This window comes from Microbulbifer regidiadema (SeqCode) (genome assembly GCF_052467605.1).
This window is the reverse complement of record NZ_CP174316.1, coordinates 518,352-541,810: the sequence shown is the minus strand read 5'-3', so window position 1 is coordinate 541,810 and position 23,459 is coordinate 518,352. Positions and strand designations below refer to the sequence as shown.

Annotated in this window: 21 protein-coding genes; 6 read left to right on the top strand and 15 right to left on the bottom strand. The window is 46.9% G+C overall.

The window, feature by feature from the left end; translation table 11 throughout:
* Positions 1–2 precede the first annotated feature (2 nt).
* The 14 genes from ACJJIF_RS03195 to ACJJIF_RS03130 all read right to left on the bottom strand — a co-directional run bounded on the left by ACJJIF_RS03195 (position 3) and on the right by ACJJIF_RS03130 (position 14,435).
* Entirely contained in the window at positions 3–725 is a 723-nt protein-coding gene (locus tag ACJJIF_RS03195) for a hypothetical protein (protein ID WP_444930803.1), read from the bottom strand.
* Positions 722–1,426, bottom strand: a complete 705-nt coding sequence (locus ACJJIF_RS03190) for an ABC transporter ATP-binding protein (RefSeq protein WP_444930802.1) — start codon at positions 1,424–1,426, stop codon at positions 722–724. The genes ACJJIF_RS03195 and ACJJIF_RS03190 overlap by 4 nt, the downstream gene beginning before the upstream one ends.
* Positions 1,426–2,160 carry a hypothetical protein gene (locus ACJJIF_RS03185; RefSeq protein ID WP_444930801.1) on the bottom strand — a complete coding sequence of 245 codons (735 nt, stop codon included), beginning with the start codon at positions 2,158–2,160 and terminating at the stop codon, positions 1,426–1,428. Before ACJJIF_RS03185 ends, ACJJIF_RS03190 begins: the two co-directional genes overlap by 1 nt.
* A 19-nt stretch (positions 2,161–2,179) precedes the next feature.
* The gene (locus tag ACJJIF_RS03180; protein WP_444930800.1) at positions 2,180–2,434 is read right to left on the bottom strand and encodes an acyl carrier protein; all 255 of its coding nucleotides are present in this window, start codon (positions 2,432–2,434) and stop codon (positions 2,180–2,182) included.
* 2 nt (positions 2,435–2,436) lie between these two features.
* Positions 2,437–3,567 (bottom strand): hypothetical protein, encoded by a 1,131-nt coding sequence (locus tag ACJJIF_RS03175; RefSeq protein ID WP_444930799.1) that lies wholly within the window; start codon positions 3,565–3,567, stop codon positions 2,437–2,439.
* The gene (locus ACJJIF_RS03170) at positions 3,564–4,478 is read right to left on the bottom strand and encodes an alpha/beta fold hydrolase (protein ID WP_444930798.1); all 915 of its coding nucleotides are present in this window, start codon (positions 4,476–4,478) and stop codon (positions 3,564–3,566) included. The genes ACJJIF_RS03175 and ACJJIF_RS03170 overlap by 4 nt, the downstream gene beginning before the upstream one ends.
* Positions 4,475–6,442 (bottom strand): NAD(P)/FAD-dependent oxidoreductase, encoded by a 1,968-nt coding sequence (locus ACJJIF_RS03165; protein ID WP_444930797.1) that lies wholly within the window; start codon positions 6,440–6,442, stop codon positions 4,475–4,477. The genes ACJJIF_RS03170 and ACJJIF_RS03165 overlap by 4 nt, the downstream gene beginning before the upstream one ends.
* A complete protein-coding gene (locus tag ACJJIF_RS03160) occupies positions 6,439–8,301 on the bottom strand; it encodes an acyl-CoA dehydrogenase family protein (RefSeq protein WP_444930796.1) in 1,863 nt (620 codons plus the stop codon). Before ACJJIF_RS03160 ends, ACJJIF_RS03165 begins: the two co-directional genes overlap by 4 nt.
* Entirely contained in the window at positions 8,294–9,313 is a 1,020-nt protein-coding gene (locus ACJJIF_RS03155) for a hypothetical protein (RefSeq protein WP_444930795.1), read from the bottom strand. The genes ACJJIF_RS03160 and ACJJIF_RS03155 overlap by 8 nt, the downstream gene beginning before the upstream one ends.
* A gap of 2 nt (positions 9,314–9,315) precedes the next feature.
* On the bottom strand, positions 9,316–9,843 hold the full coding sequence (locus ACJJIF_RS03150) for a hypothetical protein (RefSeq protein ID WP_444930794.1): 528 nt from the start codon (positions 9,841–9,843) through the stop codon (positions 9,316–9,318).
* Positions 9,843–10,676, bottom strand: a complete 834-nt coding sequence (locus ACJJIF_RS03145; RefSeq protein WP_444930793.1) for a hypothetical protein — start codon at positions 10,674–10,676, stop codon at positions 9,843–9,845. Before ACJJIF_RS03145 ends, ACJJIF_RS03150 begins: the two co-directional genes overlap by 1 nt.
* Entirely contained in the window at positions 10,673–11,713 is a 1,041-nt protein-coding gene (locus ACJJIF_RS03140) for a hypothetical protein (protein ID WP_444930792.1), read from the bottom strand. The genes ACJJIF_RS03145 and ACJJIF_RS03140 overlap by 4 nt, the downstream gene beginning before the upstream one ends.
* A gap of 3 nt (positions 11,714–11,716) precedes the next feature.
* Positions 11,717–12,865 (bottom strand): type III PLP-dependent enzyme domain-containing protein, encoded by a 1,149-nt coding sequence (locus tag ACJJIF_RS03135; protein WP_444930791.1) that lies wholly within the window; start codon positions 12,863–12,865, stop codon positions 11,717–11,719.
* A 94-nt stretch (positions 12,866–12,959) separates the two neighbouring features.
* A complete protein-coding gene (locus ACJJIF_RS03130; protein WP_444930790.1) occupies positions 12,960–14,435 on the bottom strand; it encodes a class I adenylate-forming enzyme family protein in 1,476 nt (491 codons plus the stop codon).
* 803 nt (positions 14,436–15,238) lie between these two features.
* Between ACJJIF_RS03130 and ACJJIF_RS03125 the strand changes: the two genes are divergently transcribed.
* Positions 15,239–16,774: a DUF1254 domain-containing protein gene (locus tag ACJJIF_RS03125; protein WP_444930789.1), complete on the top strand. Its 1,536-nt coding sequence runs from the start codon at positions 15,239–15,241 to the stop codon at positions 16,772–16,774.
* Between the two features lie 29 nt (positions 16,775–16,803).
* Here the strand turns inward: ACJJIF_RS03125 and ACJJIF_RS03120 are convergent, their stop codons facing one another.
* Positions 16,804–17,841: a helix-turn-helix domain-containing protein gene (locus ACJJIF_RS03120; protein ID WP_444930788.1), complete on the bottom strand. Its 1,038-nt coding sequence runs from the start codon at positions 17,839–17,841 to the stop codon at positions 16,804–16,806.
* 116 nt (positions 17,842–17,957) lie between these two features.
* Here ACJJIF_RS03120 and ACJJIF_RS03115 point away from each other — a divergent pair, with 116 nt between their 5' ends.
* The 5 genes from ACJJIF_RS03115 (at position 17,958) to ACJJIF_RS03095 (ending at position 23,293) form a co-directional block, all read left to right on the top strand.
* Positions 17,958–19,478: a flavin-containing monooxygenase gene (locus ACJJIF_RS03115; protein ID WP_444930787.1), complete on the top strand. Its 1,521-nt coding sequence runs from the start codon at positions 17,958–17,960 to the stop codon at positions 19,476–19,478.
* 707 nt (positions 19,479–20,185) lie between these two features.
* Positions 20,186–20,926, top strand: a complete 741-nt coding sequence (locus ACJJIF_RS03110; protein WP_444930786.1) for a hypothetical protein — start codon at positions 20,186–20,188, stop codon at positions 20,924–20,926.
* Between the two features lie 289 nt (positions 20,927–21,215).
* Entirely contained in the window at positions 21,216–21,497 is a 282-nt protein-coding gene (locus ACJJIF_RS03105) for a hypothetical protein (RefSeq protein WP_444930785.1), read from the top strand.
* Between the two features lie 421 nt (positions 21,498–21,918).
* Positions 21,919–22,866: an alpha/beta fold hydrolase gene (locus ACJJIF_RS03100; RefSeq protein ID WP_444930784.1), complete on the top strand. Its 948-nt coding sequence runs from the start codon at positions 21,919–21,921 to the stop codon at positions 22,864–22,866.
* 85 nt (positions 22,867–22,951) lie between these two features.
* Positions 22,952–23,293 carry a DUF6717 family protein gene (locus ACJJIF_RS03095; protein WP_444930783.1) on the top strand — a complete coding sequence of 114 codons (342 nt, stop codon included), beginning with the start codon at positions 22,952–22,954 and terminating at the stop codon, positions 23,291–23,293.
* Positions 23,294–23,459: the final 166 nt, after the last annotated feature.

The window sequence follows — 23,459 nt, the reverse complement described above, 5'->3', positions numbered from 1 at the left end:
GGCTAAATACTCCCCAGCGCCTGCTTGGCTTTAACGGACCATTCGGTATCCGACTCCGCCGCCACCTTCTCCCAGAGAAGCCTGGCCTTATCGGCTTGTTTATTGCGGTTGTAGGCCTGGGCCAGGTAGAACTCAACGAAACCGAGAAATTCTTTGCCGAACTGGCTGCCAACCTGCTCCCTTACCAGGGCCAAATCTTCGACAGCGTAGCGAGCTCTTTTAAGGAAGGCCGGCATATTGGCACAGTTGATCCCCCGCTGGAGGCGGGCGCCGAGATTGAACGGAGCTTGCTTAACCGCTCGATCCATTATGCGATTGCCCCGCCGGGAGAACAGCGATAGTTTTGCCAGTCGATCCAGATAGAAGCTGGATTTAAATGAAGTTGTCGACCCCAGTGCGGCATTGAGTTCAGGATCATCCGGTAGACTTTCTTGCAGCGACTGCATCAGGGTTTCCAACTCCTCGACCGCCTTCAACTCCGTATCTTCCATCGAAGTCAGACGTGCGAGCTGGGCCAGGTAGGCTTGCTTTTTCTGCTCGCTGCTCATTGCCTCATTAACGGCAGAAAACAGCGCTTCCCTCTCACTATTGGTAAACGGAATCGGCGTTGGGTAAATGTACTCTTCCGCCAGGGCCGCAGCAGAAATTAATAGCAGGACTGAGAAAACCGATAGCACTCTGGCTAACGGGCCCCGGACCAACAGGTTTTTTACCACTGTCTTCATGCAATAGCCTCCTGAATAAGGGCTTGAGCCGTGCCTGTGTCTTCTACCAGGTGGCCATCCCGTACGGTGATTACCCGGGATGCCAAGCTGGTTACATAGTCGTCATGGGTGGCCACGATAAAAGTGACACCCTGCTCCCGGTTGAGCTGCTGCATAAGGCTCATAATGCTCTCCGATGTACGCGAGTCCAGATTGGCTGTGGGTTCGTCAGCGAGTACCAGATCCGGTTTACTGACAATTGCCCGGGCAATCGCCACCCGCTGCATCTGCCCCCCGGAAAGCTGGGTGGGACGCTGATTAACCAGCTTGGCCAGTCCCACTGCCTCCAGCGCTGCCAGCGCTAGTTGCCTGGCGTTGGCGGCACCGCGCAATGTCAGGGGATACATAACGTTCTCTAGTGCTGTCAGCACCGGAATCAGGTTGAAAGACTGAAAGACAATACCAATATGCCGCCCCCGGAACAGGGAGCGCTGATGCTCCCCCAAACTGCCAAGATTGACACCGTCAATATGAACAGACCCGGAATCACACTGATCCAATGCCGATAGCAGATTCAGCAATGTGCTCTTACCGCTACCACTGGGCCCTTTCACTGCGAGAAATTCACCCCGATCAATAGCGAGGTCTATATCTAGCAGTGCATCGACCCAGAGATCACCCAAGCGATAACGCTTGGAAACACGCTTAAGCTCAACCAACATCAATTTTTACCCAAGGTCACGGCCATCTGACTCAACTGCTCACAAGAGGCCTGCATTGTGACGGGACAGGGAGCCATAGCCATGGCTTTTTGGTAATAGCCCATTGCTACGGCCAAATCCTCTCCCTTCTCACCCGCTTTAACCCAATAGGCATTGGCTAAAGACAAGTACACAATTTGTTCTATGGCGGTGGGGAGGCTATCCGGCTCCGAATCTATCAGCTCCATAAACCAAGCTTCATCTTCGAATACCCGCTCAAAATGGCCACTGACTTCCCCCACATAAGAAAAAGTAATCAGGCGTATCAGGCGTACATTGAAATCTGCACCGGCATTGAGACCCGCTTGATCCACCTCGTTCATGGCATGGCGCAAGCGGTAGAGCTTGTAAAGCCCCATGGCGGGATCGAACATCGCACCTGCGCGCTTACCCTCATTGGAGTAGTAGGCCGCACGTATCAGCATATCGTCTGGCTGTTGTTGATGCGCGGCGGCAAGCAAGTGTGCCGCTTTCTCAAGCTCGTTGTGGTAGCTAAATAGCTGTCCAAGCTCCAGCATTAAATCGGGATCAGTTCTATTTTTCGCAATCTCCTCGCGGAGAAATTCTACCTGCTCCCTCTCATCCTCTGAATAGGCAACTTTAGCAAACTCAATGGGAGCAGCACCTGAAAACCAGGCAATAATATTGCCAATAAAAAAACTACTGATAAGAATAGTAAGTACTTTTTTAAACATTGACCGCCCCCAAAGTACGTTAAACTTCTACTGAGTTTTCAAGTAATTGACCATCCATCTCGCTCAAAGTGGTGTGCTCATCGAAAACGAGGTTTTCGGGGCTCATCACTCCGGGGTACAGCTGCTCACAAATCAAGATCACCTCAACAATATTCAGGGAATCAACCCCGAGCTCTGCAATGGGTGTATCTGCATCGACAGCATCAACATTCAGCATAAGAGCTATTTGTTCACAAAGCTCTTGTACCTTGCTCTCTACAACTGCTGTAGACATATTTACTCTCCAGTAAAATTTCCTGTTTTTAGGTGGTTAAATCGCAGCAAGTAGTCCAACGTTAAGGTAAAGACACAGACATGCTGCTCGCTCTCTGAGTATTTCCGCTGCCGTTTTATAGCAGCGGCACTGATCATGGGTGGAATATAGAACCAGACTTTAGCAAGCCATGGGTTCCCATAAAAAAACACCCGCTGAAAAGATTCATAAATATTGCAGATAGGCTTATCGTCAATGGAAAACACAGACGCTGTAACCCCCTCGTCGCCGGCACCATCAACGATTTCTACAACTTTCCCGGCATTCATCGCCAATATATTGAGTAAAAACTGGACAAAGGGCAGATAAAACTCTTGATAGATATACGCTTCTCTATCCAGGCTTGATCCTGAGCCCTGCCATATCTGATCCAGCTCACCTTGAACCCGGGCGGCATACTTTTGCAGGTCGAGACCTTCTACTACCCTACTCTTATGAGCTGTATTGAAAATTTTTGCCCGTTTATCCTGGTAGCCAACGGTTAAAGGCAAGTTCTGCCTACCCACTTTAAGATTCGATTCTTCTATTTCCGCTAAACGATTAGCGATGTGGGCATAAAAGGTGGAGTCAACCGGCGAAAAAAGCTTCGAGGTTACCTTGGGTAAACTATTGAACAGTTTATCCGTAGTTTGCTCTGGCGTTATCAGTGCGGCATTCAACTTGCCGGCTGGATGGCCGCCAGCGGAGAGCCAAACAAGCTCTTTGCCTGACACAATAATATCATCCCCGGGAAAGAGCATTTTCACTTCCTGTAGAAGGCTCTTTCTCTCTATAGAAAAGCCAAAATACTCGATTTCTATCAAGTAATGGCAATCTATTGTATCGGCACCAATATGGGGGAAAAATGCTAAGTCCTGCCCAACAAATAAGCTTTCGCCCTTCAGGCAGTAATAAAGGGGAAACTGAAAACTGTTGCCAACCTGTAAATGAAAGTGACTTTCATCAGTCCTTTTAATCGAGCCCAGTGATATCCCGTCTTCACTCAGCACGCTCTTCCAAGCGGCATCTCCCAAAAATGAGTTCAGTGAAATTTCTGCACCAACGGGTAATCGCTGCACCTTCTTCAAAGGCGCTTTATTGCTGCTTGATTTCATACTACAACCCCCTCCGGCTGCCGCATCAATGTTGCCAACCAGCTGGAAATAGGTTTTGCCGAAGCTGAAATAGCCGACATATGGGTAGCTCTGGGCAATTCAGTGAGCCCCGCTTGAATATTCGGGGACAGATACCAGTTCAATACCGTATACAGAACCTGTGTATCCAGTACTTCATCCTTCTCCCCGACAAAAAAATGACAGGGCACCGTTAAGCTGGCAAAGAGTTCGGAGTAACGATCCACGTTATAGGCACTGAGCAGGTTAAACGTACAATCCAATACTCGTCCCTGATTCCCAGCAGCGGACCCCACCGGTGGAAAACTCAATACCGACAGTTTTCTCAATGGGGGAAACAGCAGTGCCAGCCAATATTTCAGTATCTTGATTTTAGGTAGGTTCTGGTCCCCGGCAGACGCCCTGGGGCGCGTATAGTGACGCCGCCTTGAGTAGCGAATGTAATACTCAAAACCAGACACGGGAATATCATATTTCCTGGTTTCCTCGGACTGAGTCAGTGGCGGCGCAATGGCAAAAAAACCGGCGATATCTTCACTGCTATAGAGATGCAGATACTTAAGTGCAACCAGCGACCCGGCACTATGCCCTCCCAGCACGAAAGCCTTTGCACCCCTCTTTTTCAGCTGCTTTATCAGATCGGCAAGATCATCCTGTAATTGATCGGAGTAATCGAGGTCACCCGGAACACCTTCGCTCTTGCCGTGGCCGCGCCAATCTGGTAAACAGACACTAATGCCACTGCGGTGTACCATCCGCCCAAACATTAGATACCACTGACTACTAAACGTACTCCCGTGTAAACAGATAAGTACCAAATCAGATTCATCCGATGGCAACCAGCGAAATGAGAGCTTTTTGCCATCCCGTGCTTGAAAGAACTCCTGGTTCACACAGCCTCCGAATCCACAAGTGCAGAGTCTATTTCCTCAGTCTGCATAGCTTCCCGCTGGTCTACCACCGATTCCATGATGCTATCCGGCTGACTGCGGGCAAAGGCGAGAAATACAGGAACCATACTGGGGATTGCGATATATTCCTGTGTCTGCATCCAAATTGATTTCGCTTTTTTATTAATCTGCGTGAGCTCTTCTTCGGAGTAACTAGCGGAAAAATCCACGATCTCAAGCATATCCGTATGAAAAGAGGCTTCCGATACAACAACACTCACTGGATGATCTATCTCTTCATTCACTAAGTCTGTCAGTTTGGAAGAGGTTTTCTCAAGCAACCAACTGAGGTCATCCCCATTCATATTTGGCCGTTGCAGTAAATCGGCAAAAGTAATCGCCTGCTGAACAACCATGCGATTTGCCAGTTTGGGGAGGTCGAGTCGCGCCTGCACAACACTCAAGAAAATCTCAGTCCAGAGTTTAACCCGCAAGTCAATGCGCCAACCATCTCGGCCCTGGGTTCCCATCAGGTACACAAAATACTTGTAGTGATCGGCACCCGATTCAAAGAACCCCTCATCATTTCTACGGAAATATCGATTCTGGGCCTTGAGCTCTTTTGCGGTCTCAATCAATAGGCGCTGCAAAATTAACTCTAAGGCCATATATCCACGACGCAGGTAGCTCTTGCGCAGCCAATACTCCTGGTCCAGATAATTCCCGGACATATAATCCCAGGCGCTCTCAAGAAAATAGGCTGCGGTATTGTAAGCCAGCAGTGAGGAGCACAATTCCGCAGAATCAATCACCGGGTACACATTCGCCACGTGGGCATAGAGCCCCTGGTAAAACTCTTTGACGACCTGATTGGCGATAGGTAATTGGTCCGCAAGGCGCTGTTGCGCTTGCTTGCGATCACTATCTGCAATATCGGCAATAATATATTTACAAATATGATCATTGAACAGTGCGATCATATCCCCACCGCCACTAAACAGTGGGTCAAGAAACATGGAGGAAAATCCAGAGGTCGCCCAGCGGTCGGCAAAGATAAACTCATCAGCCCTGTAGGCGAGCTGCCCCCAGGCCTCAAAATCCACAAGTTCAGCGCCATCTAACAGCTCTGAAATTGCTCTGTAGGCCATTAAAAACTCGAGAAAATCCTGTTGTTTTGTTGGCGGCTTATCAAATTTACTATTCTCACCAACAATCCCCACACTGGTATAACCACCACTTAACGGGATAAACCAAACCCAGTAGCCATCCCCAGAAAAATGATTGGTGGAAAGGAAGCGTCCAAACGCCTTCTTGCGCCAACTCTCATCTCCCATGGAGTCAATATCCCGGATGTTCTTGAATCGCCCCCAGGCAGAGAAGTGCTTCGGCACATTCTCTATGCGCGTGAGCTTCTTATGCTTTTTGGCAATGCGGTTTCGGCCACTGCAATCTACCAGCCAGCGGGTATTGACAAGGGTACTGGCACCGCTGTCAATAAGCTCGACAGAGTGAAGCTCATCCCCGGGTAGTATGCTAAGATTTTTCGCTTTTATACCCTGAACAACCTGTATGCCATTGTCCCGATTCATATCGACAAGGTCACACTCCAATCGCGCCCGGTCAATTTGAAAAGCGGGATGGGGCGGAATACTGGTGGTTCCATGCTCACTCATCTCAGTCAATGACAGTGTGTGCTCTGGATTGTCATAGAAAAAGCGAAGACCATTTTTCGGCAGGTGATTTCGATATAGGTAATTCACCAAACCCAGTTGCTTGATAAAGTAATGGCCAGTCATCTCCACTGTCGCTTCGCCGACTTTGGCCTTGAACTCGGTATTCGCCTCAACAACCAGGATGGTTAAATCATCTTTATTGAGCTTAAGCTGGCGGGCCAGTGTCAGACCGGCCCAGCCACCACCAATAATCACAACATCGTAATCGGACTGTAGCTGATCAAGCTTACTCATGAAACAGTCTCCATGTTTGACAACAATGAATTCCAAGCAGAAGCGTCCATTTCACAGAAGGAGTCATTATCCTGAAGAATGTCTAGAACAAGCTTGGTGCGGGGTAACTCGTTGCGAATAAAAAATTGGGCACTGGTGACTTTTGAGCGATAAAATGCTTTATCGGTCTCTTCTAATTCCTGACTCAACTTATCGGATGCAGCGCACGCAGCCTCCAGCAGCAGCCAAGCCAGAGTGATATCACCGAGCATATGCAGCATGCGCGTACTATAGGCCGGGATCTTAAACATCTCTTTGTTTTTTACCCAGCTATGCACCAACTTCAGCGCCGTTTCGAAATGCGTAAAAGAATCCTGTAAGCGCTCGAACTCGGCCTTAAACTGCGGGTAGTCCCCGGCCCGATTGAAGAAACTCTCTATTTCCGCCTGATAAAATTGGAATAACTTGCTGGAATTACCCAACCCCAACTTATCCCTGATCAAGTCCTGACTCTGGATATAGTTAGTTCCCTCCCAGATTGCCAGGACTTTAATGTCTCGCGCGTACTGTTCGATACCCAGATCTTGAAGATACCCCTGTCCACCACAGGTTTGGATGGCGAGCTCACAGATACGCCAAGCCTGATCACTGATATAGGCTTTAACTACCGGAGTTAACAGGTTCATTAAGCCCTGATAGTGGGCAATACGATCCTTTTTGTTGTCCTGCCCCTGGTAGATCTTCACCAAACTTTCTGACAGGGTCAGCTTAGCAATCAGCGCTCGACAGCCCTCCACCTTGGATTTCATTTCAAGCAGCATCCGCTGAACATCCGTGTGTTCAACGATATTGACCCGGCTTGCCGTAGAGCTAAAGCTCTCGTGAAATTTTTTGCCCTGTAGGCGCTTGGTCGCATAGGAAAGCGCATTGTAGTAGGCCGAAGAGGCCATACCCAGGGCGTAGACACCGGTGCTAATACGGGCTTGATTCATCAGGGTGAGGAACTGCAATAAACCTACATTCTCGCGATCCCCCAGTAAGTACGCCCTACACGGACCATTGTCACCAAAGCGTAGGTGAGTGTTTGCACACCCCTTAAAGCCCATTTTTTCCGCTAGGGAAACACATTCAATGTTATTAAACTCACCGAGACTGCCATCTTCTTCAACCCAGTACTTAGGCACTATAAAGCAGGATAAACCGTAGGTGCCCGACCCGCTTTTCTCTCCGCGCCCCATAACGAAGTAAACAGTATTTTCGGTTAGATCGTGCATACCGGCACTGATCAAATATTTTTCACCGGTTAACAGGTAAGTGCCATCCTCCTGGCGAACGGCACTGGTCTCGACAAGAGATACATCACTTCCCGCCTGGGGTTCGGTTAAACAAAGACAAGAGGTCCATTCCGAGGTGGCTAATTTATCCCTAAATAGGGATTTCTGCACATCGCTGCCGTATTTCTCCACCAGAGTGGAGGATGGCAGACAAAACCCACCATATGTCATAAAGCTTGGGTTTGCTCCCATAAACATTTCCAGGAGCATCTGCATTACCAAGGGGGGGATAGTGGTATTTTCCCCGTTTTGAAATGAGGAGATATCTCCCCAGTCACGCTTAAACTGCTGCCACATCTGCGGGAATGCGCTCGGAAGCTTTACTTCTCCGCCCTCTAAACGGCAACCCTCTCGATCTGAAGCCTGATACCCCGGGCCGAGAACTTCATAGGAGAACTTTTTTGCCCTAAGTAAAATTTCATCGAGAACCTCTGGCGAACACCCGCTAAACATTGGATCATTAAACAGGACTTTCGCTTCATGGAACTGCGCTTCAATAAGAAATTTAAACTCTCTTATGTCCGTTTTATAAATATTATTATCCATGCTTTGCTCCTTGATACTTCAACAGTGTGCGCCAACTACTTGCATTTAGTGCCCAATCAAATATCTGATTGTGTCTCCCCCGGTAAATCCGCTTTGGATACCTTAAGGCCTCGCGAATGAGTAGTAGGTGATCCTGCTCGACAGTCTCACCCATATGCTGGGCCGCATTAAAATCGATATAGGCATCTTCCAACACCAGCGTTTCAACATTAATCAACCTGGAAAGAAGCCCTTGAAATTTTGCCGAGGGGACATCTATTTTTAGACAACCGACCCTGCCACCACCTCCCAACGTAAGCAGCCATAGATCAGTCATTTTTTGCTCAACGTAGTAGCGAATCAGTTCGGCTAGAGGTTTAATACTCAGATAGTGCCAGCCATCTTCTTCAATACTGGGTAGCCAGGTAGATCTTTCCGTATCCGCGAAGCCTTTAAGCAAGCCCTTGGCCCATCTAGAGCGAATATCAAAAGAAACCACCTGCGTATCGCAGTTTGAGTTGGTAGCAATGATCTGCTTAATACTCTTTATCAGCTCTGGCCCGCCACTTAACGACGGCGCCTGTGAGAGGATGTCACAACTGGATATTTGGCAGAGGTGAGAGTCACAATACTCGCGACACACCCAGGTAGCAGATACTCCCACAAGAACATTAAGACCATCCTGATCGGGCCCGACACCAATCCCCAGGGAGTCCAGGCACTCTTGCTGCCTCTCTTTCCCCAGCTCAAGATTCAAAATCAAAGCGTCGCGCTCACTACACTTGGAGTAACTCAACACTGCCGCATGAAAGCTGGTACAAGCACTGCCAACAAAGCAGATCTTATGTCCATCGTCTTCAAGGTCTGCTATAAACTCAACAACCCGCTTATCCTGTAGAACATTCGCCTCCCCAGCAGAGACCACATAGATAAGCTCAGGCAAAAGATCAAACTTATCCAGGTGACACCTTAAGGCTTGGAGCAACTGATCGACCGCTCCATCACTTTCAACCCATAGGCTTTTGATAAACATCTCTATGCTGTCCCGTCTATGGTGTTTCTTGTTATATCACCGAAACCGCACTGGATAAGTAGCTTGGAAAGCTCCTCAATGAAAAAATTCTGACAATCACTCCTCATTGCCAGCCTGATTTTTAGCTGGTTGGTTCCCGCTTCAAAGGGGTGACGGACCAAGCTATCTTCGATTGCGATATAGGGCTTTCCCTCGCTAACCAATATTGCTTCTTCTCCGATGAGATCATGAAGCATTAGGACTGTATCCTTTAATAGTGCAGCTGGCATCCGCCCTCCGGCGGGCATCTGCATTCTGACCAGGACTATATCGATATCTAAATCCACAGATTCAAGGTGCTGTAGAATATCCAGTAGTAACTGGTAGTGCTCCGCATGATTAAGCAAAACGGGACTGGTATTAACCGGAAGATTAGATAAAGCGAGAAAGTCTCGCTCATTCCGCAATGGCAGCATTTGTGCTACACAGGGCTTCAATGAATCGGGATACGGATTGCGCTCAAGAGTGGCTGACAGTTCAAGAGTATTCATCACACCGCCTCCATAAGACAAAACTGGCTTTGCTGATCGACTGTAACCTCTACAGTGCAGTAATAACCATTAAGTGCGATTGAACAGGCCAGAAACTTCTCTGGTTCCTGAAATCCCTTTTCCACTCCCTGGCAGATAATGTTTAGCCAGGGGTCACTGCCAAAACAATGCCCCCAGCGATCGTGTAAGTCTGGCAATTTGACATTGGCCGCCAGTAATTTTGTGAAAATTTGCCGAATATTCTCCGGAAAGAAAGGCAAAGATAGGGTCAAGTCATTTCGCCCCATAACCATTTTGCGGATGACTGTGGCAAATTCCGGGGTTGTATTGTAAGTCAGCGTACAGGATGCATTAAGCTCTACATTGCCAGCATCTCTCACTTCGAACAACAATGTGCAGAGACCAAAACCACTATCTCCCCAGTTATCATTCTCTCGCCAAAAACTCAAATCCAGAACATTGGCATCGAGGATACTCACAAGTAAATAGCGAGCTTTAGGGCTTTGCTTTAAATAGTGCCGCAAGCTATAACCCCAAGAGGCGCACTCATAGGTATTAATAAAGCTGGTAATCGGTGCCCTTGCATCATCTCCATAATTGAAGTCCTGCTCACTAACCGCCGCAGAACTCAAAGGGAGTTCAATCATAGTTGAACATAAAAAGTGGCGATCTATTTGTGTATCTTTTACTTCCGGTGCGGCATCCAAAACACTATCGGTCTGCCTGCGGATAACCTTGGCAATATCAGCAAAGGCCGTAGACACATCACCACTGGTTAAAAATGTGATTCCTTCAATAGGAGTAAAAGCCGCAGAGCGCAGATACAAACTCATACCCGCAGCCCCTTAAATTTGCTGTATATCTCAAAGAAACAGCGATATGAACTGCCTTCCATTTTTGTAAATGCCAATAGATCGCGCTGGCGGTTCAGGGATTTGATTTTTCCTGACAAAACCAAATTCAATAAAATCTCATTACTGGTAAATTTTGTTGCCAGAACACGGTTTACACTGTGCATAGAGAAAGTAGTTGCAGCCACTTGCTCGTTACACAAGTGGATAAGGTATTCTATATGGGCCTGATCATCACTGCTCAACTGAGCTTCTTTGCAGTCGTGCAACCACAACACAAAGTGCATCAGTGATTTGACAAAGCGCGGGCGAACCAGTGTTAAAAATCGGTTTACACTGCCCAAGCCCCCTTTGCTTAGCAGCATATCCTTGGTAATTGGCACTTTACCTTTACAATTACCCAACTGTAATGCGCCATTTAAAAACGGCTCTCCCGCAGCACTCTGCCGCAGTTGGCCACAGAGTTCTGGCGGCAACATCACGGTCAGGGGGAAGGGCCTTCCCGGCTGCTTGGTAACCACCATGGCGAAACCTAGCTGCTGTGCCTCGATACCGTGGATCTTGTCGACGTTCAGGAACATCTCACCATCGGCTTCAACCAGCTCAGTTTTCCACCCCATAAGACTTGGACCGCCTGGATCTGTCATCAGGAAGTGGCCAAAGATCCCCTGCTCTACCCACTTATTGACTTGAGCCAGCTGATCTTCTGTGGCAGTTAGACTCAGCATAATTGAGCCAAACAAGCCGATCATATTGTGAAAGTGGTTATCCAAACCTTCATCACGTACAGAGTCAATTATCTGATCGATAACAAAAGTCTGCTCAAATTGTTCCAATGGCTGCTGCACCGAGGCCTCTCTAAGCGGTGCGAGTTCCGCCAGGGAGTCTTCAATAATCATTGAAGCATCGAATAGCCGAGTACAAGAGTTTTCTAGCAGTGATTTTAGCGTGCTGGGCACTGGCGAAATACTGGACAATTGGTTAACAATAAAGCTACCTAGCACCGATTGCATTTCCATGATTTACTCCACCAGATAAGAAGTTGGGGCCGGCAATTTAAGGAAGGGGGCAACGGTATAACTCGCATTGTAGGCACCGCAACCATCAAATAGGGCTAAATCCCCTACTTGAAGATCAATATTATTGACCTCTCCAATCACATCCTCCTTATTACACGAAGTACCCACAAGAAGGACTTTCTGGCCATCCCCACTCTCGTCGAGAGGGATAGCATTGCGCAATATCAGTGGTTGCTGGAATCGTTTAAAGGTACTTTCAGTTTTAGCCAATAGAAAGTTTTGCGCCATTCCGCCATCGCATACGGCATACTTATCACCATCAATGCTCTTTATATAGCGAACTTCAGTTACAAAATAACCCGCCGACCCCATAATTGCCCGGCCACTTTCGTGAACAATGCTGATATGCGCAGGAAATTCAGACATCAAATTTCTGTATTGCTCAAAATCAAAGCCCTGTTCCCGCCAATTGGGGTCAAATCCGCCACCTAAATTAACCAGTGACAGGGGGTATCCCAATTGTTCCTCAAACTCACCAACGACCTGTAAGGCTACTCTGGCAGTATCAAAAGCACCTTTAGTAAAGGAGTACGACCCCCTGAACAAGTGAAAGCCTGAAACCGGGATGTCATGCTTCTTGCAAAACGCCAAAGCTTCTAGGCACCCCTCCCAATCCAAACCGAAATGATCTTTCCTCAGCCCCTTTAATTGGCTATCAAAGTGAGCCAAGATCGTAGGGTTAAGCCGCAAAACAACAGGATTGACCGCACGCCTCGCCTTAACTTCCTCAATAAGCGGCAATTGGCTTAAGTTATCGATAATTAAATGACACTTACTGGCAATAGCCGCACGAATAAAACTTTTATCGGCCGATGGGTTATTGATAAACCGAGGGCTCTCTCCCTTAGGCAGTAGGTTTAATTCACCAATAGAGGCTATTTCAATACCGTCCGCAAAGATATGTCCACAACGGAGAATTAAATCAAGACAGCTATTGGCTTTCAGAGAGTATATCAGCCCCGTACCCAGCGCTTCCTTGAGATCCCTATAATTATCCTGAACAGCCTTAACGGAATAGATATAACACGGTGTAGATAACTGTTTCGATTTTTCACCCAACTGTCGAATCAGCGCATCTGACAGAGCACTCATAACTCCCCCAAGAGTCAAACATAGAGTTTTTTATTTTTAATAGATTAAATGTCTTATATTTCAGACAGCATCTCGTTTAAGCAAACCCAATCCACTAGGGGTGAACTTGTAAAGCTTGCTCAATATGCTTTCTATCGACCTTGCTATTCGCTGTTAGCTGAATACTATCAACGAACTTAATATCTCTCGGCATATAGTCAGCATCTATATTCGCCTTCAGCCAAGTACGAAATTGCTGCTGATTATCAGCTGTATTGTCATGTAGCTGCACTACGCAGGTAGCCACCTCATTTTCCAACTTATCTTTGGTGCCAACGACTGCATTGAGATGCACTAATGGACACAAGTCGATATGGTTTTCCAGCTCCTTTGGAAATAGGCAAAACCCGCCCTGTTTGATCAGGTCTTTTGAGCGCCCTTTAAAATAGAAGAATCCATCTTTATCACGGTTAAACAGGTCTCCCGTCGCCAGCCAGTTATCATCCCGGTATTGACCGGGGACCATTTCTGCGCCGCCTTGAGCTGCTTGATTAAAGTAGCCCTGCATCACTGCCGCACCCCTGACATAGAGCTCGCCCACTTCAGAAGCCTCAGCCTCTCTAAGCTTTGTGGCGTCTGAAGCAGGGACAAAGATACGAGCATCCAAGCCCGGGATCGGTTTTCCAACCGAGCCCATTTTTTCCTCCCAAAGCTCAGGCTCCAAGTACAGAGCTCGCTTGCATTCAGTCAAGCCGTACATGGAAAAAACATTGAGATCTGGGCAATACTCCTTCCAGGAGCGAATCATATACTCAGACAGGTGTCCGCCAGTATTGGTAATACTGCGCAAATCACTCAGGTTCGGCTTAACCAAGTTCACTAATTTCACCAGAGCCGCGCCCATTGCCGGTACAATTGGCAGAACAGATATACGCTGATCTGCAATCGCTTTTAGGGCCTGAATGGGATTAAACGGCTTGTCGTAGAGAATGGTGGTGCAATTAGCATATAGCGCAAATAGAACCTGGTAGAGACCATAGTCAAACGATAGGGGTGATAAACACAAAACTCTGTCTTGTACTTGTAGATCTAGATATTGACAAATTGATGCCAGGGAAACTAAGACATTTTGGTGGGTAAGCATAATTCCTTTCGGCTTACCCGTACTTCCAGAAGTATAAATAATCAGCGCCAGGTCAATCCCCGTAACCACTGGTGCCGTAGATATCTCAAATTGCCTCTGTTCCGCTTGAAAACTCTGTAAAAGTTCAACATTCCCAGCACGCCATAGTGCTTTGGCATTGCAATCGCGAGCGATCATTTCAATGGTGGAGGGTCCCAAATCCCCTTTTACAGGAACGACCACTAACCCCAACTGCCACGCGGCCAACATGATGGCAACCGCTTCTATTTCAGACTGGGTACAAACAACAATTCGATCACCTGCACGGAAACCAATTTCGCCACCACTAAGGGACAGCAAGGCATCCCTACAGTGAGTCGAGGTCAAAACTTCACCACTCAAACTTTCCAGGCGGCCTTGCCAACGATTTGCTACAACTCTTTCGAATAAGTCAGCAAGAGAAAACATTTTTAATCCATTTATTATTCTAAATTTTTCAATCTATCCCGGACAGAACGAAAAAAAACCATTCATATCGGCTACATGGGACGATCATTTTATAAAACGGATGACCCAATAATGACAAGCTTTTTTTGAAAATGCTCACGCCACACTGCCAACCTACTGAAAAAATATTCCACAAAAGCCAACTTCGATAGAAATTTCTCAACCTGTCTAAACATTACAAACATGACAAGCGTTAAATAATTAAAAAGATACACAAGCAGCCAATCAAACCTTCAACAAAAAACAAAAAGAGATCAAACAACAACTATCCCGCTAAAACAGCAACAACTGTCATATTTTCTTGGCGTGAAAATGATTTTATTGCAGCACTAAAAAAGGGAAGCCGCAGCCGCAAAGCCTATTTTTCAGGCCGCTATACCTACAAAAAATAAACACCCCAAATTTATTCACTTACCCCTAAAGCGAGGTTATAGAACGGGACAGAAAGCCTTTTCTCCAGCGAGAGGGTCACTTCCGGTGAGAGCCAGGTAAATATTTAGATTTACTAATGCAATAAATTTGAAAGTTGGGAACAGCTCCTACATAAGTGATCACTGCCCCCCAGACTAGCCAACTGGGCAAAATATCAACAAATCCTGCTTTAGCACACAAACCAGAGACTCCCAAGGCAAAGCAAAGAAACTGAAGTGAGTAGCAACTATGTCAGCTTATTTCCAATATAAAAATTGGCACGATATAACGCTAAGGGAGGAGGCAATACCACACACTTATCTATAACCAGCATCTTTTGTATCGGGGTCGCTATGTTGATTCGCTTGCTTCAATACGTATTTGGGCCGGCAAGCATCCTATTGCTTCTCATTTACACCCAGCCTATTTGCGCCGAGGTAAGTCCAGAAACCCTGAAATCTATCAGTACGCCAAATAAGGTTGAAAGCAGTCTCGGTGTTCTTGAGTTCCGCGATGGCGCCCCCTCCCCCCAAACCGCTGAGAAGCTGTATGACTATTTGGACCAAATGCGCGGAGTAGATAGCTTTCTCAAGGGAATTCAAGGCGCATCGGTACACGCGCTAATGAAAGGGGGCAGAGAACTTGGCGCCAAATCGGCCAATGAGGTTCTTATTTTCGATCGGCGGATCGACTCCGAACCTCTTCTTCTCACCGGCAGCACTTCAACAATTTATACCCTCGCATTTTTAGACTTAAAGCGGGATGGGCCAACCGTACTTCACTCACCGCCGGGGGTTATGGGCGCATTTAATGACGCCTGGTTCCGCTTTGTAGAGGGGATTGGTCCCTCGGGGCCGGATAAAGGACAGGGCGGGAAGTTCTTGGTACTGCCACCGGACTACAAGGGCAATATTCCATTTGGTCACTTCCCCCTCCACCCTCGCTCCTATCGCTTATGGGTGTTTATGCGCTCACCGGCCAACCAGCCGCTACAGGAGGCGGTGCAAAATATCAAGGATAACTTGAGAATCTACCCGCTCTCGCAACAGGGTAATGCTCCAAGAATGGTCTTTATCAGCGCTTCCGGGAAGGCATTCAACACTATCCACCCCAATGACTATAAATTCTATCAACACCTCAACGAGGTTATTCAGTACGAGTGGATTGGTATGCTCAATCCGGAAACGCGAGGCCTCTTCGCCTCTATAGGTATAGAGAAAGGAAAAGCCTTCAGTCCCGACAAAAGAATGACCAAAATTCTGACAGACGCAGTAGCGATCGGTAATGGTATTGCCCGCTCGATTGTCTGGTACCCACGGACAGACAAATCCCTTTCCGATATAAAAATCTACCCGGGCACAGATAGTGCCTGGGTGATGGCCTTTCCCGGTAAGAATATTTTCTTTAATGGCCCGGACGGCAAAACCATCAATAACGACGCAAGAGTCAGCTACTTTTACCCCTACTCCGGGGTCAGTCCCGCCATGGCGGCTATCGAGCCCGGCAAGGGGTCCGATTACGCCATTGCCTTTGTCGATGAGAATAAAGAGCCTTTTGACGGCGCAAAAAAATACAAGCTGCACCTGCCCCCCGAGGTGCCGGTCAATGCCTTTTGGGCCGTCAATATCTATGACAGCCAAACCCGCTCCCTGCTAAAGACCAGCCAGCCCTTCCCCGCAGTAAGCAGTCAATCAAAGGGGATTCAGCAAAATTCAGACGGCTCCTATGACATCTATTTCGGCCCCAAGGCTCCCAAGGGCTTCGAGAAGAATTGGCTGGAGACCCTCCCGCAGAAAGGCTTCTTTGTGATCCTGAGGTTGTATGGCCCCCTCAGCCCCTGGCTGGAAAAAACCTGGCGCCCCGGGGAAGTAAAGCCCACCGAATACTGAGGGAGCCTATCGGGCAGGATGACCGACCTTTACTGTGATCCCGAGCGCGCCCCGGATATAGCGCCGGTTAGACGCCTGCGATAATTTCTAGGGGTATCGGCAAACCAGCGGCGGCAGGCACGCTGGAATGTACTCTGCTCAGAGTACCCCAACAGGCCTGTAATCTGCCCTAAAGCCAAACTGGCATCAGACAAGTATCGAGTCGCGAGCTCCCTCCGCACAGCATCCAGCAACTCCTCAAACCTCAACCCCTCCGCAGCGAGACGACGCTGCAATGTCCTCGGGTGAAGCCTCAGAGACTCAGCCACTACACCCAGTTGTGATCGACCACTAGGCAATATTTCACTGAGCAGCTGCCGGATCTCTATAGCAAGGGCAACAGGCAGTGTCGCGCTCTCCTGCTCCAAGTGGTGAGCGGCCAGTCGCTCAACTACTGGATCGGCCGAAGGTAGTGACATATCCAGCAACCCAGCAGAGAAATCTATCGCGCAGTAACCCGAGCTAAACAGGACCTCACAGCCAAAGTAATTGCAGTAGTCTTCCCCCGCCATTTGCGGGCCATGGGGCAACAATACCTTCTGTGGACAACACTCAGACTCCACCAACATCCGTATCATTGTCAGTGTATTCCCCAAGACTTGCTCCTGAATCTGGCGGTAACGACCAAGCGCCGGGTCCAGCCAATCAAAGGCTATACGCAAAACCTTTCCAGCGCCAAGTGGCTGGAGATGCAAGCTCAGAGATGAACTGTGCAGAGAGAGAAAGCGCCTAACTGAGAGCAGCGCTTGTCGGGGAGTAGCAGCATTGCATGCCACAACCCCTATCCCACCCAGGCGATCTACCCCCTGCTGTAAAGCGAGGCGCAGCCCCAAGTCAGGACAACACAATCGAGCGGCGGAAATTTCCAGCAAGCGCGCAACGTCGACAAATGATAGAAAGCGACTATCTGCTGGGCCGATATCACAAGGCATACCGAATTCAGCCAGGTAAACCTCCCCTCTACCCCCAAGCTGCTCCAAGAGTTCACAGTAGCCAGACAGAATACTGGCCCGCACAAAGCTACTCACAACTTCCTCCCCATCCCTGCGGCGTGGAAAGACAATGATTTGTCGCAATCTAACAATAATTTATTGGCACATCTACCCAGTCTATAGAGCATGAAACCAGGCGAGGGAAAGGCATTGTGAAATCGACTCATTTCGATGTATTGATTATCGGCGCGGGACTATCTGGAGTGGGCATGGCCTGTCATTTAAATCGCGAATGCCCTGGGCGCAGCTTTGCCATTATTGAGCGCCGAGCACAGATGGGGGGCACCTGGGACCTATTTAAATACCCCGGCATTCGATCCGATTCGGATATGTACAGTTTCGGCTATGATTTCCGCCCCTGGTCTGGAGAAAAGATACTCGCAGACGGCCCAGCCATCCAAAAGTATATTGAGACCACTGCGGAGCAATTCGACGTTAAAAAGCGGATTCACTTTGGAGTCAATTTAACTGCGGCGAATTGGTGCAACCGCGAGCGCATATGGATACTGAAAGGCCATAAAACCGTATCCGGCACCCCACTGCGATACAGCTGCAACTTTTTGATTGCCTGCACTGGATACTACGATCACAAAGAGGGCTACTTACCCCAATACCCCGGCGTGGAGCGCTATCGAGGGGAATTGATACATCCTCAGCACTGGCCAGAAAAACTGGACTATTGCGATAAGCGCATTGCTGTGATCGGCAGCGGAGCTACCGCAATCACTCTAGTCCCCTCCCTCGCCACCACTGCCCAACATGTCACCATGTTGCAACGCTCTCCAAGTTATATCATTTCGATTCCATCAATCGACAAGATTTCACGCGCACTATCAAAATTACTCCCAGAGTCCTGGGTTCACAGACTCGGTCGCTGGCGCAATATCAAGCTGCAACGCTGGATATTTAAAGCCGCCAAGCGCTGGCCTAATTTTATTAGAAAATTACTATTGAAAGATGTGAAAAAAAGTCTCCCGGACAATTTTGACCTTAGTCACTTTGAACCCAGTTACAAACCCTGGGATCAACGCCTGTGCGCAGTTCCCGATGGAGACCTATTCTCTTCAATCTGCTCTGGAAAAGTCTCTGTTGTCACCGATGAAATACAAACCTTCACCCAACAAGGTATCCAGCTTAAGTCCGGGCAGCAATTAGATGCGGACATTATCATCAGTGCCACCGGCCTAAAATTACAAGTACTGGGTGGTATCAAGCTCTTTATTGATGGTAACCCCATAGCGGTCAACGAAAAACTCACCTACAAGGCCATACTTATGGAGGGAGTACCGAACATCTCATGGGTGTTCGGCTACACCAATGCCCCCTGGACACTCAAAGCGGACATTAGCGCCCGTTACATTTGCAGGCTGCTCAAACATATGGACACGCACAGCTACCAGGTGTGTACCGCCGTAGATAGTGAGGGCTGTGCCGAACAAGACTCCGTGATGAGCAGCCTCAATTCCGGCTATGTAAAGCGAGCTAATGGAGAGCTTCCCCGACAGGGAACACGCTACCCATGGCGCCTGTTAAATAACTATGAGGAAGACTGCAAGATCCTCCTTGACTCAGCCATTGAAGACGAATTTTTAACCTTTACCCCCAGCAATAAGAGCGATCTGACTTCTGGGGAAGTTGGCAGCGAAGTCACCGCAGCAGAAAGTGGCGTTTAATATTTTCACAAACAGTAAAATATCAAGGATACCGGCCTGCCTGCATTTCACCCGGCAGGCAGGCCGGTAAACTGAATATAAAGCCTTCCTACTTCGCAGCACTATACTGCCAACTTGAGAGCTACCTCAACATCCCACTGAGCAAACCCACCATTCAGGTACGAGAGTACTCTCTTCATATAGGCTAACAAGGACGTTTCTATCCGATGAATAGACTAGAGCGAATGTAGTGGGGTTACTTTCTTTGCGGTACGCTTAAATACGACAGTGTAGTGACACACTAAATTTTGGGGAATTGGGCTATTTCTCTTTATAAGGCTTTGAATAGGATTAAAAATGTGTGTATAACATATCGCCCTACAGCGGACTCCCTACGTATTACTTCCGCATCCATTTATAGCGACATCCGTTGGTTTGGGAAAATTAAGGAGTGGAGTTAGTTTGGAAGACAGGATAATCAGATCATTAGTGGGGCTTGTTTGTGGTGATGCAGCAGGTAATACCTTTGAGTTTACTTCGAATCGAAAACTTGACAAGACTCCAAAAATAGAACCACCCTTCCTACTCCCAGCAGGTCAGCAATTCAATTATAAAGCCCCATTACTTTACACTACATAAGTTGGCAAAAAATAGACAACACTTTAATCAAGCTGATGCCTAGTAGCGCAGCCCATTAGGCTACCATATAAACTTAGGAGATTAAGAAAATGTGCATTTTTACTGGTGAAGTTGAGTCGGTAGAAAACACGAGAATATTCTCTCGACAAGACGGTTCACGACAGCTGATTATTTATGATATGTACCTCTCCGCAAAAGATGAAACTGCGATGGTATTACCTATTCCAGTCTCTAATTTTACAAGTGGCGCCCCCGTAGAGTTTATCGATCTTTCCAGTTATTCGAATATTTTCGATGACATTGAGAGTTTATTTCTCCAATGGCCGGCAGTATACCTTCAGGACTGTTTAAGCGCAGACAGCCCAATAGAGGTACATGAAGTAGGAGCCTATGAAGCCTCTTTCGTACCAACCCCCAATGATTTTAGGCGTTTAGATTCCAGATTCAGCTTAAGTGATACTTTTTTTGAGCAAGCGCCAGAATATTCAAATTATGGGTTTGTAGTTTTCAAACTAAAAGCTGGGAAAGCAAAGGTACACCCCATGGCTTTTTGGTTTAGGAAAGATGATGATGGGCAATTATTTTTCCCAACAAAACATATGCACAAAGGAATTGTAAATAAAAATGATACATACCACCATACACTGTATGCACAAGGGAATTTTGAAAACAATCAAGGCCTGACATCGGTTAATCTTGAGGAGAAAGTGAACAACCTCAACAATATTGAAAAAAGATCACTAGGATTAGTATCCAATAAGGAAAACATTCATAAAAAATCAATATACGGCGAACATGAAAACAAAGATATCTGGATATCAATCAAGTAATGTATAGAAAAAAGTCAATCGGGCCCTGCTAAGCGGAGCCCTCTTCGCCCGCTATTGTAGCCCAGCATTCCTATGAATCATTAGACTACTACAGCTGCCGAGAAAGTTTCAGTGAGTACACCGCTAACTTTATCATAAAGCTCAAGAAATTTCAGACTTCAACCAGTCTAGCTGAGTAAATTTTACACACTCAAAAGGAGGCTGGACTATTTATCTATGCGGGACTTTGAATAGGATTCAAAGGCGTGTATAAAGCACAGAACAAACACTATATGGATAAAATAATTAGATGAACGATAAATTTAATAAGTTACGCAAGAAGCAGATTATAGGGAGTATTATCTTTACTCCTGCTCTCATTGGTATTTTTGCTTCACTTGAAGCAATGGAAGGTGGAGTCGAGACCTTTGGCGGCTTACCTATAGTATTCTGGATGGCCGGATGCTCCTTAGCTGTGGCCCTGTATTTAATTTTTTCTAAATTTAATTGGCGATGCCCAGGGTGTGAAAACTATCTAGGCAAAGGCTTAAGTCCTAAGTTTTGCAAGAGCTGCGGTTTTGAATTGAGCTGATCCACATAACAAACTGCAGCATGACCGCCATCAAAAAATCAGACCGAGCAGTCGACACCATATTTCGGCTACCAATGCACTAAACATCAAGCATAAATTCACTCTAGATCAAAGGTCTTCATATTTTCTCAATGGCGCTTTCTACTCAGACAACACTAAGCTATCACCATGCAAAGCATCTACTTGAGGAGAGATATTTTGAGCTTAGCTGTGTCTACCTTGGTTAAGTTTGACCTTCTAGGCTTGGCGACAATAGAGCGGTCATAAACAAAGTAAATAGCCCCGACAAAGTCAAGACCCCTCTTGAGCTAGAACTTCTAGCAAAACATGACTAAAGACAATAAACTCAATCACAGAAGTAAGATTTTCTCTTAAATCGACCTTATACCACATAAAATAAAAATATTCAGGGAGCTTACAAATGAAAAGGAAAGGTGTAGCGATACTTTTAGGGGTGTTAGCGATTACCCTATTGACATATGTGATAACTCCAACCTCAACGTTATTTAAATTCATGATTAGTGCAGAACGCAGTATCGCCGGACTTGAATTGAAGCAACTTGAAGTGGGAGACCTTCATATTGAGTATCTACATGGCGGAAGTGGGACACCATTAGTTTTACTTCATGGGTTTGGTGCTGATAAAGATAACTGGAATAGAGTCGCCGGGCATTTAAGTAAAAATTTCGAAATTATTGCAATTGACCTGCCAGGTTTTGGAAACAGCACGAGCAATATTGAACTTGATTATGATGTGTTTTCACAAGTAGCCAGAGTTGACAAGATATTAAAAGCACTCAAAATCGAAAAAGTTGACTTAGTGGGTAGTTCAATGGGAGGTTACATTGCGGGAAACTATGCAGCACAATTTCCGGAGAAAGTCGACAATTTGTGGCTAATCAGTCCCTTTGGCGTTGCAGGGACCGAAAGAAGTGAAATGTTTTCTTCCATTATAAACGGCCAGCACCCTGTAGTTTTACCTCGAACAGAGTCAGAATTTCTCCAACTGTTTGATTTCTTGTTTGTTGAGCCGCCTTTTGTACCTAAGCCAATTATACAGCATTTGGCGTCAAAGGCCGAAGCCAGAGTTGCGCTAAACACCAAAATCTTCGGGCAAATACATAGAATGAAAAATGGAGTTCCACAGCCAGACTCACCGCTTGAACAAACATTGAGCGCTTATAAAGGCTCAGTCCTTGTCACATGGGGTAACAAAGACAGAGTTTTGCATGTTTCAGGGGCCAATACCCTTAAGCAAGCTATTTCACATGCGGAAGTTGATCTGATGAATAACATTGGTCATTTACCAATGATAGAAAGCCCTAAAAAAACTGCTGAAGCCTTTCTATCTTTTTCAGCAGCGCCATAGCTCATCCCGCTGCTACACCGCTCCACTGGACACACCTAGCAGCGCAGCATTTATTTTAATGTTAAACTCCTCAAGGTAAATTTAAATGAATTCAATAATGATAATCCATCCGTATAAGGTAGAGGGAATATGGGTATTTGATGACCCCAATGTAGGTCTAGTGCGAGAGCCATTTATAGACGATGCTAATGGCCTGATTGACATCATGACAAAGGAAATCTCCGATGCAGAGAATGGGTTTAATTTGCTATTTTCTGGCGCCAAGTTCCCAGGCTACCAATTAGAGCTCACATGGGATCGAGAGGAATTTGGCGGCAATTGGTATTATTCCAAAGCCCTGGACAAAGAGGCCTGGCTTTGCCCTGCATTATTCAAATACTTTGACGAGACACCCCAAGAGCTATACGGGCAATTTAAGTCAAAATAAACACAGGAGGATGACTACTTAAGGAAAATATAAAATAGCATTTATTTTTGGGAGAACTTCCTGCACCGCGCTTCTCTCACCTGTGCAACCCATACTAAATTTTTAAACACGCAAGGAAGCGTAATGTTTAATAACTCAAGCGCAAACATCTTTACAGACTTCATAT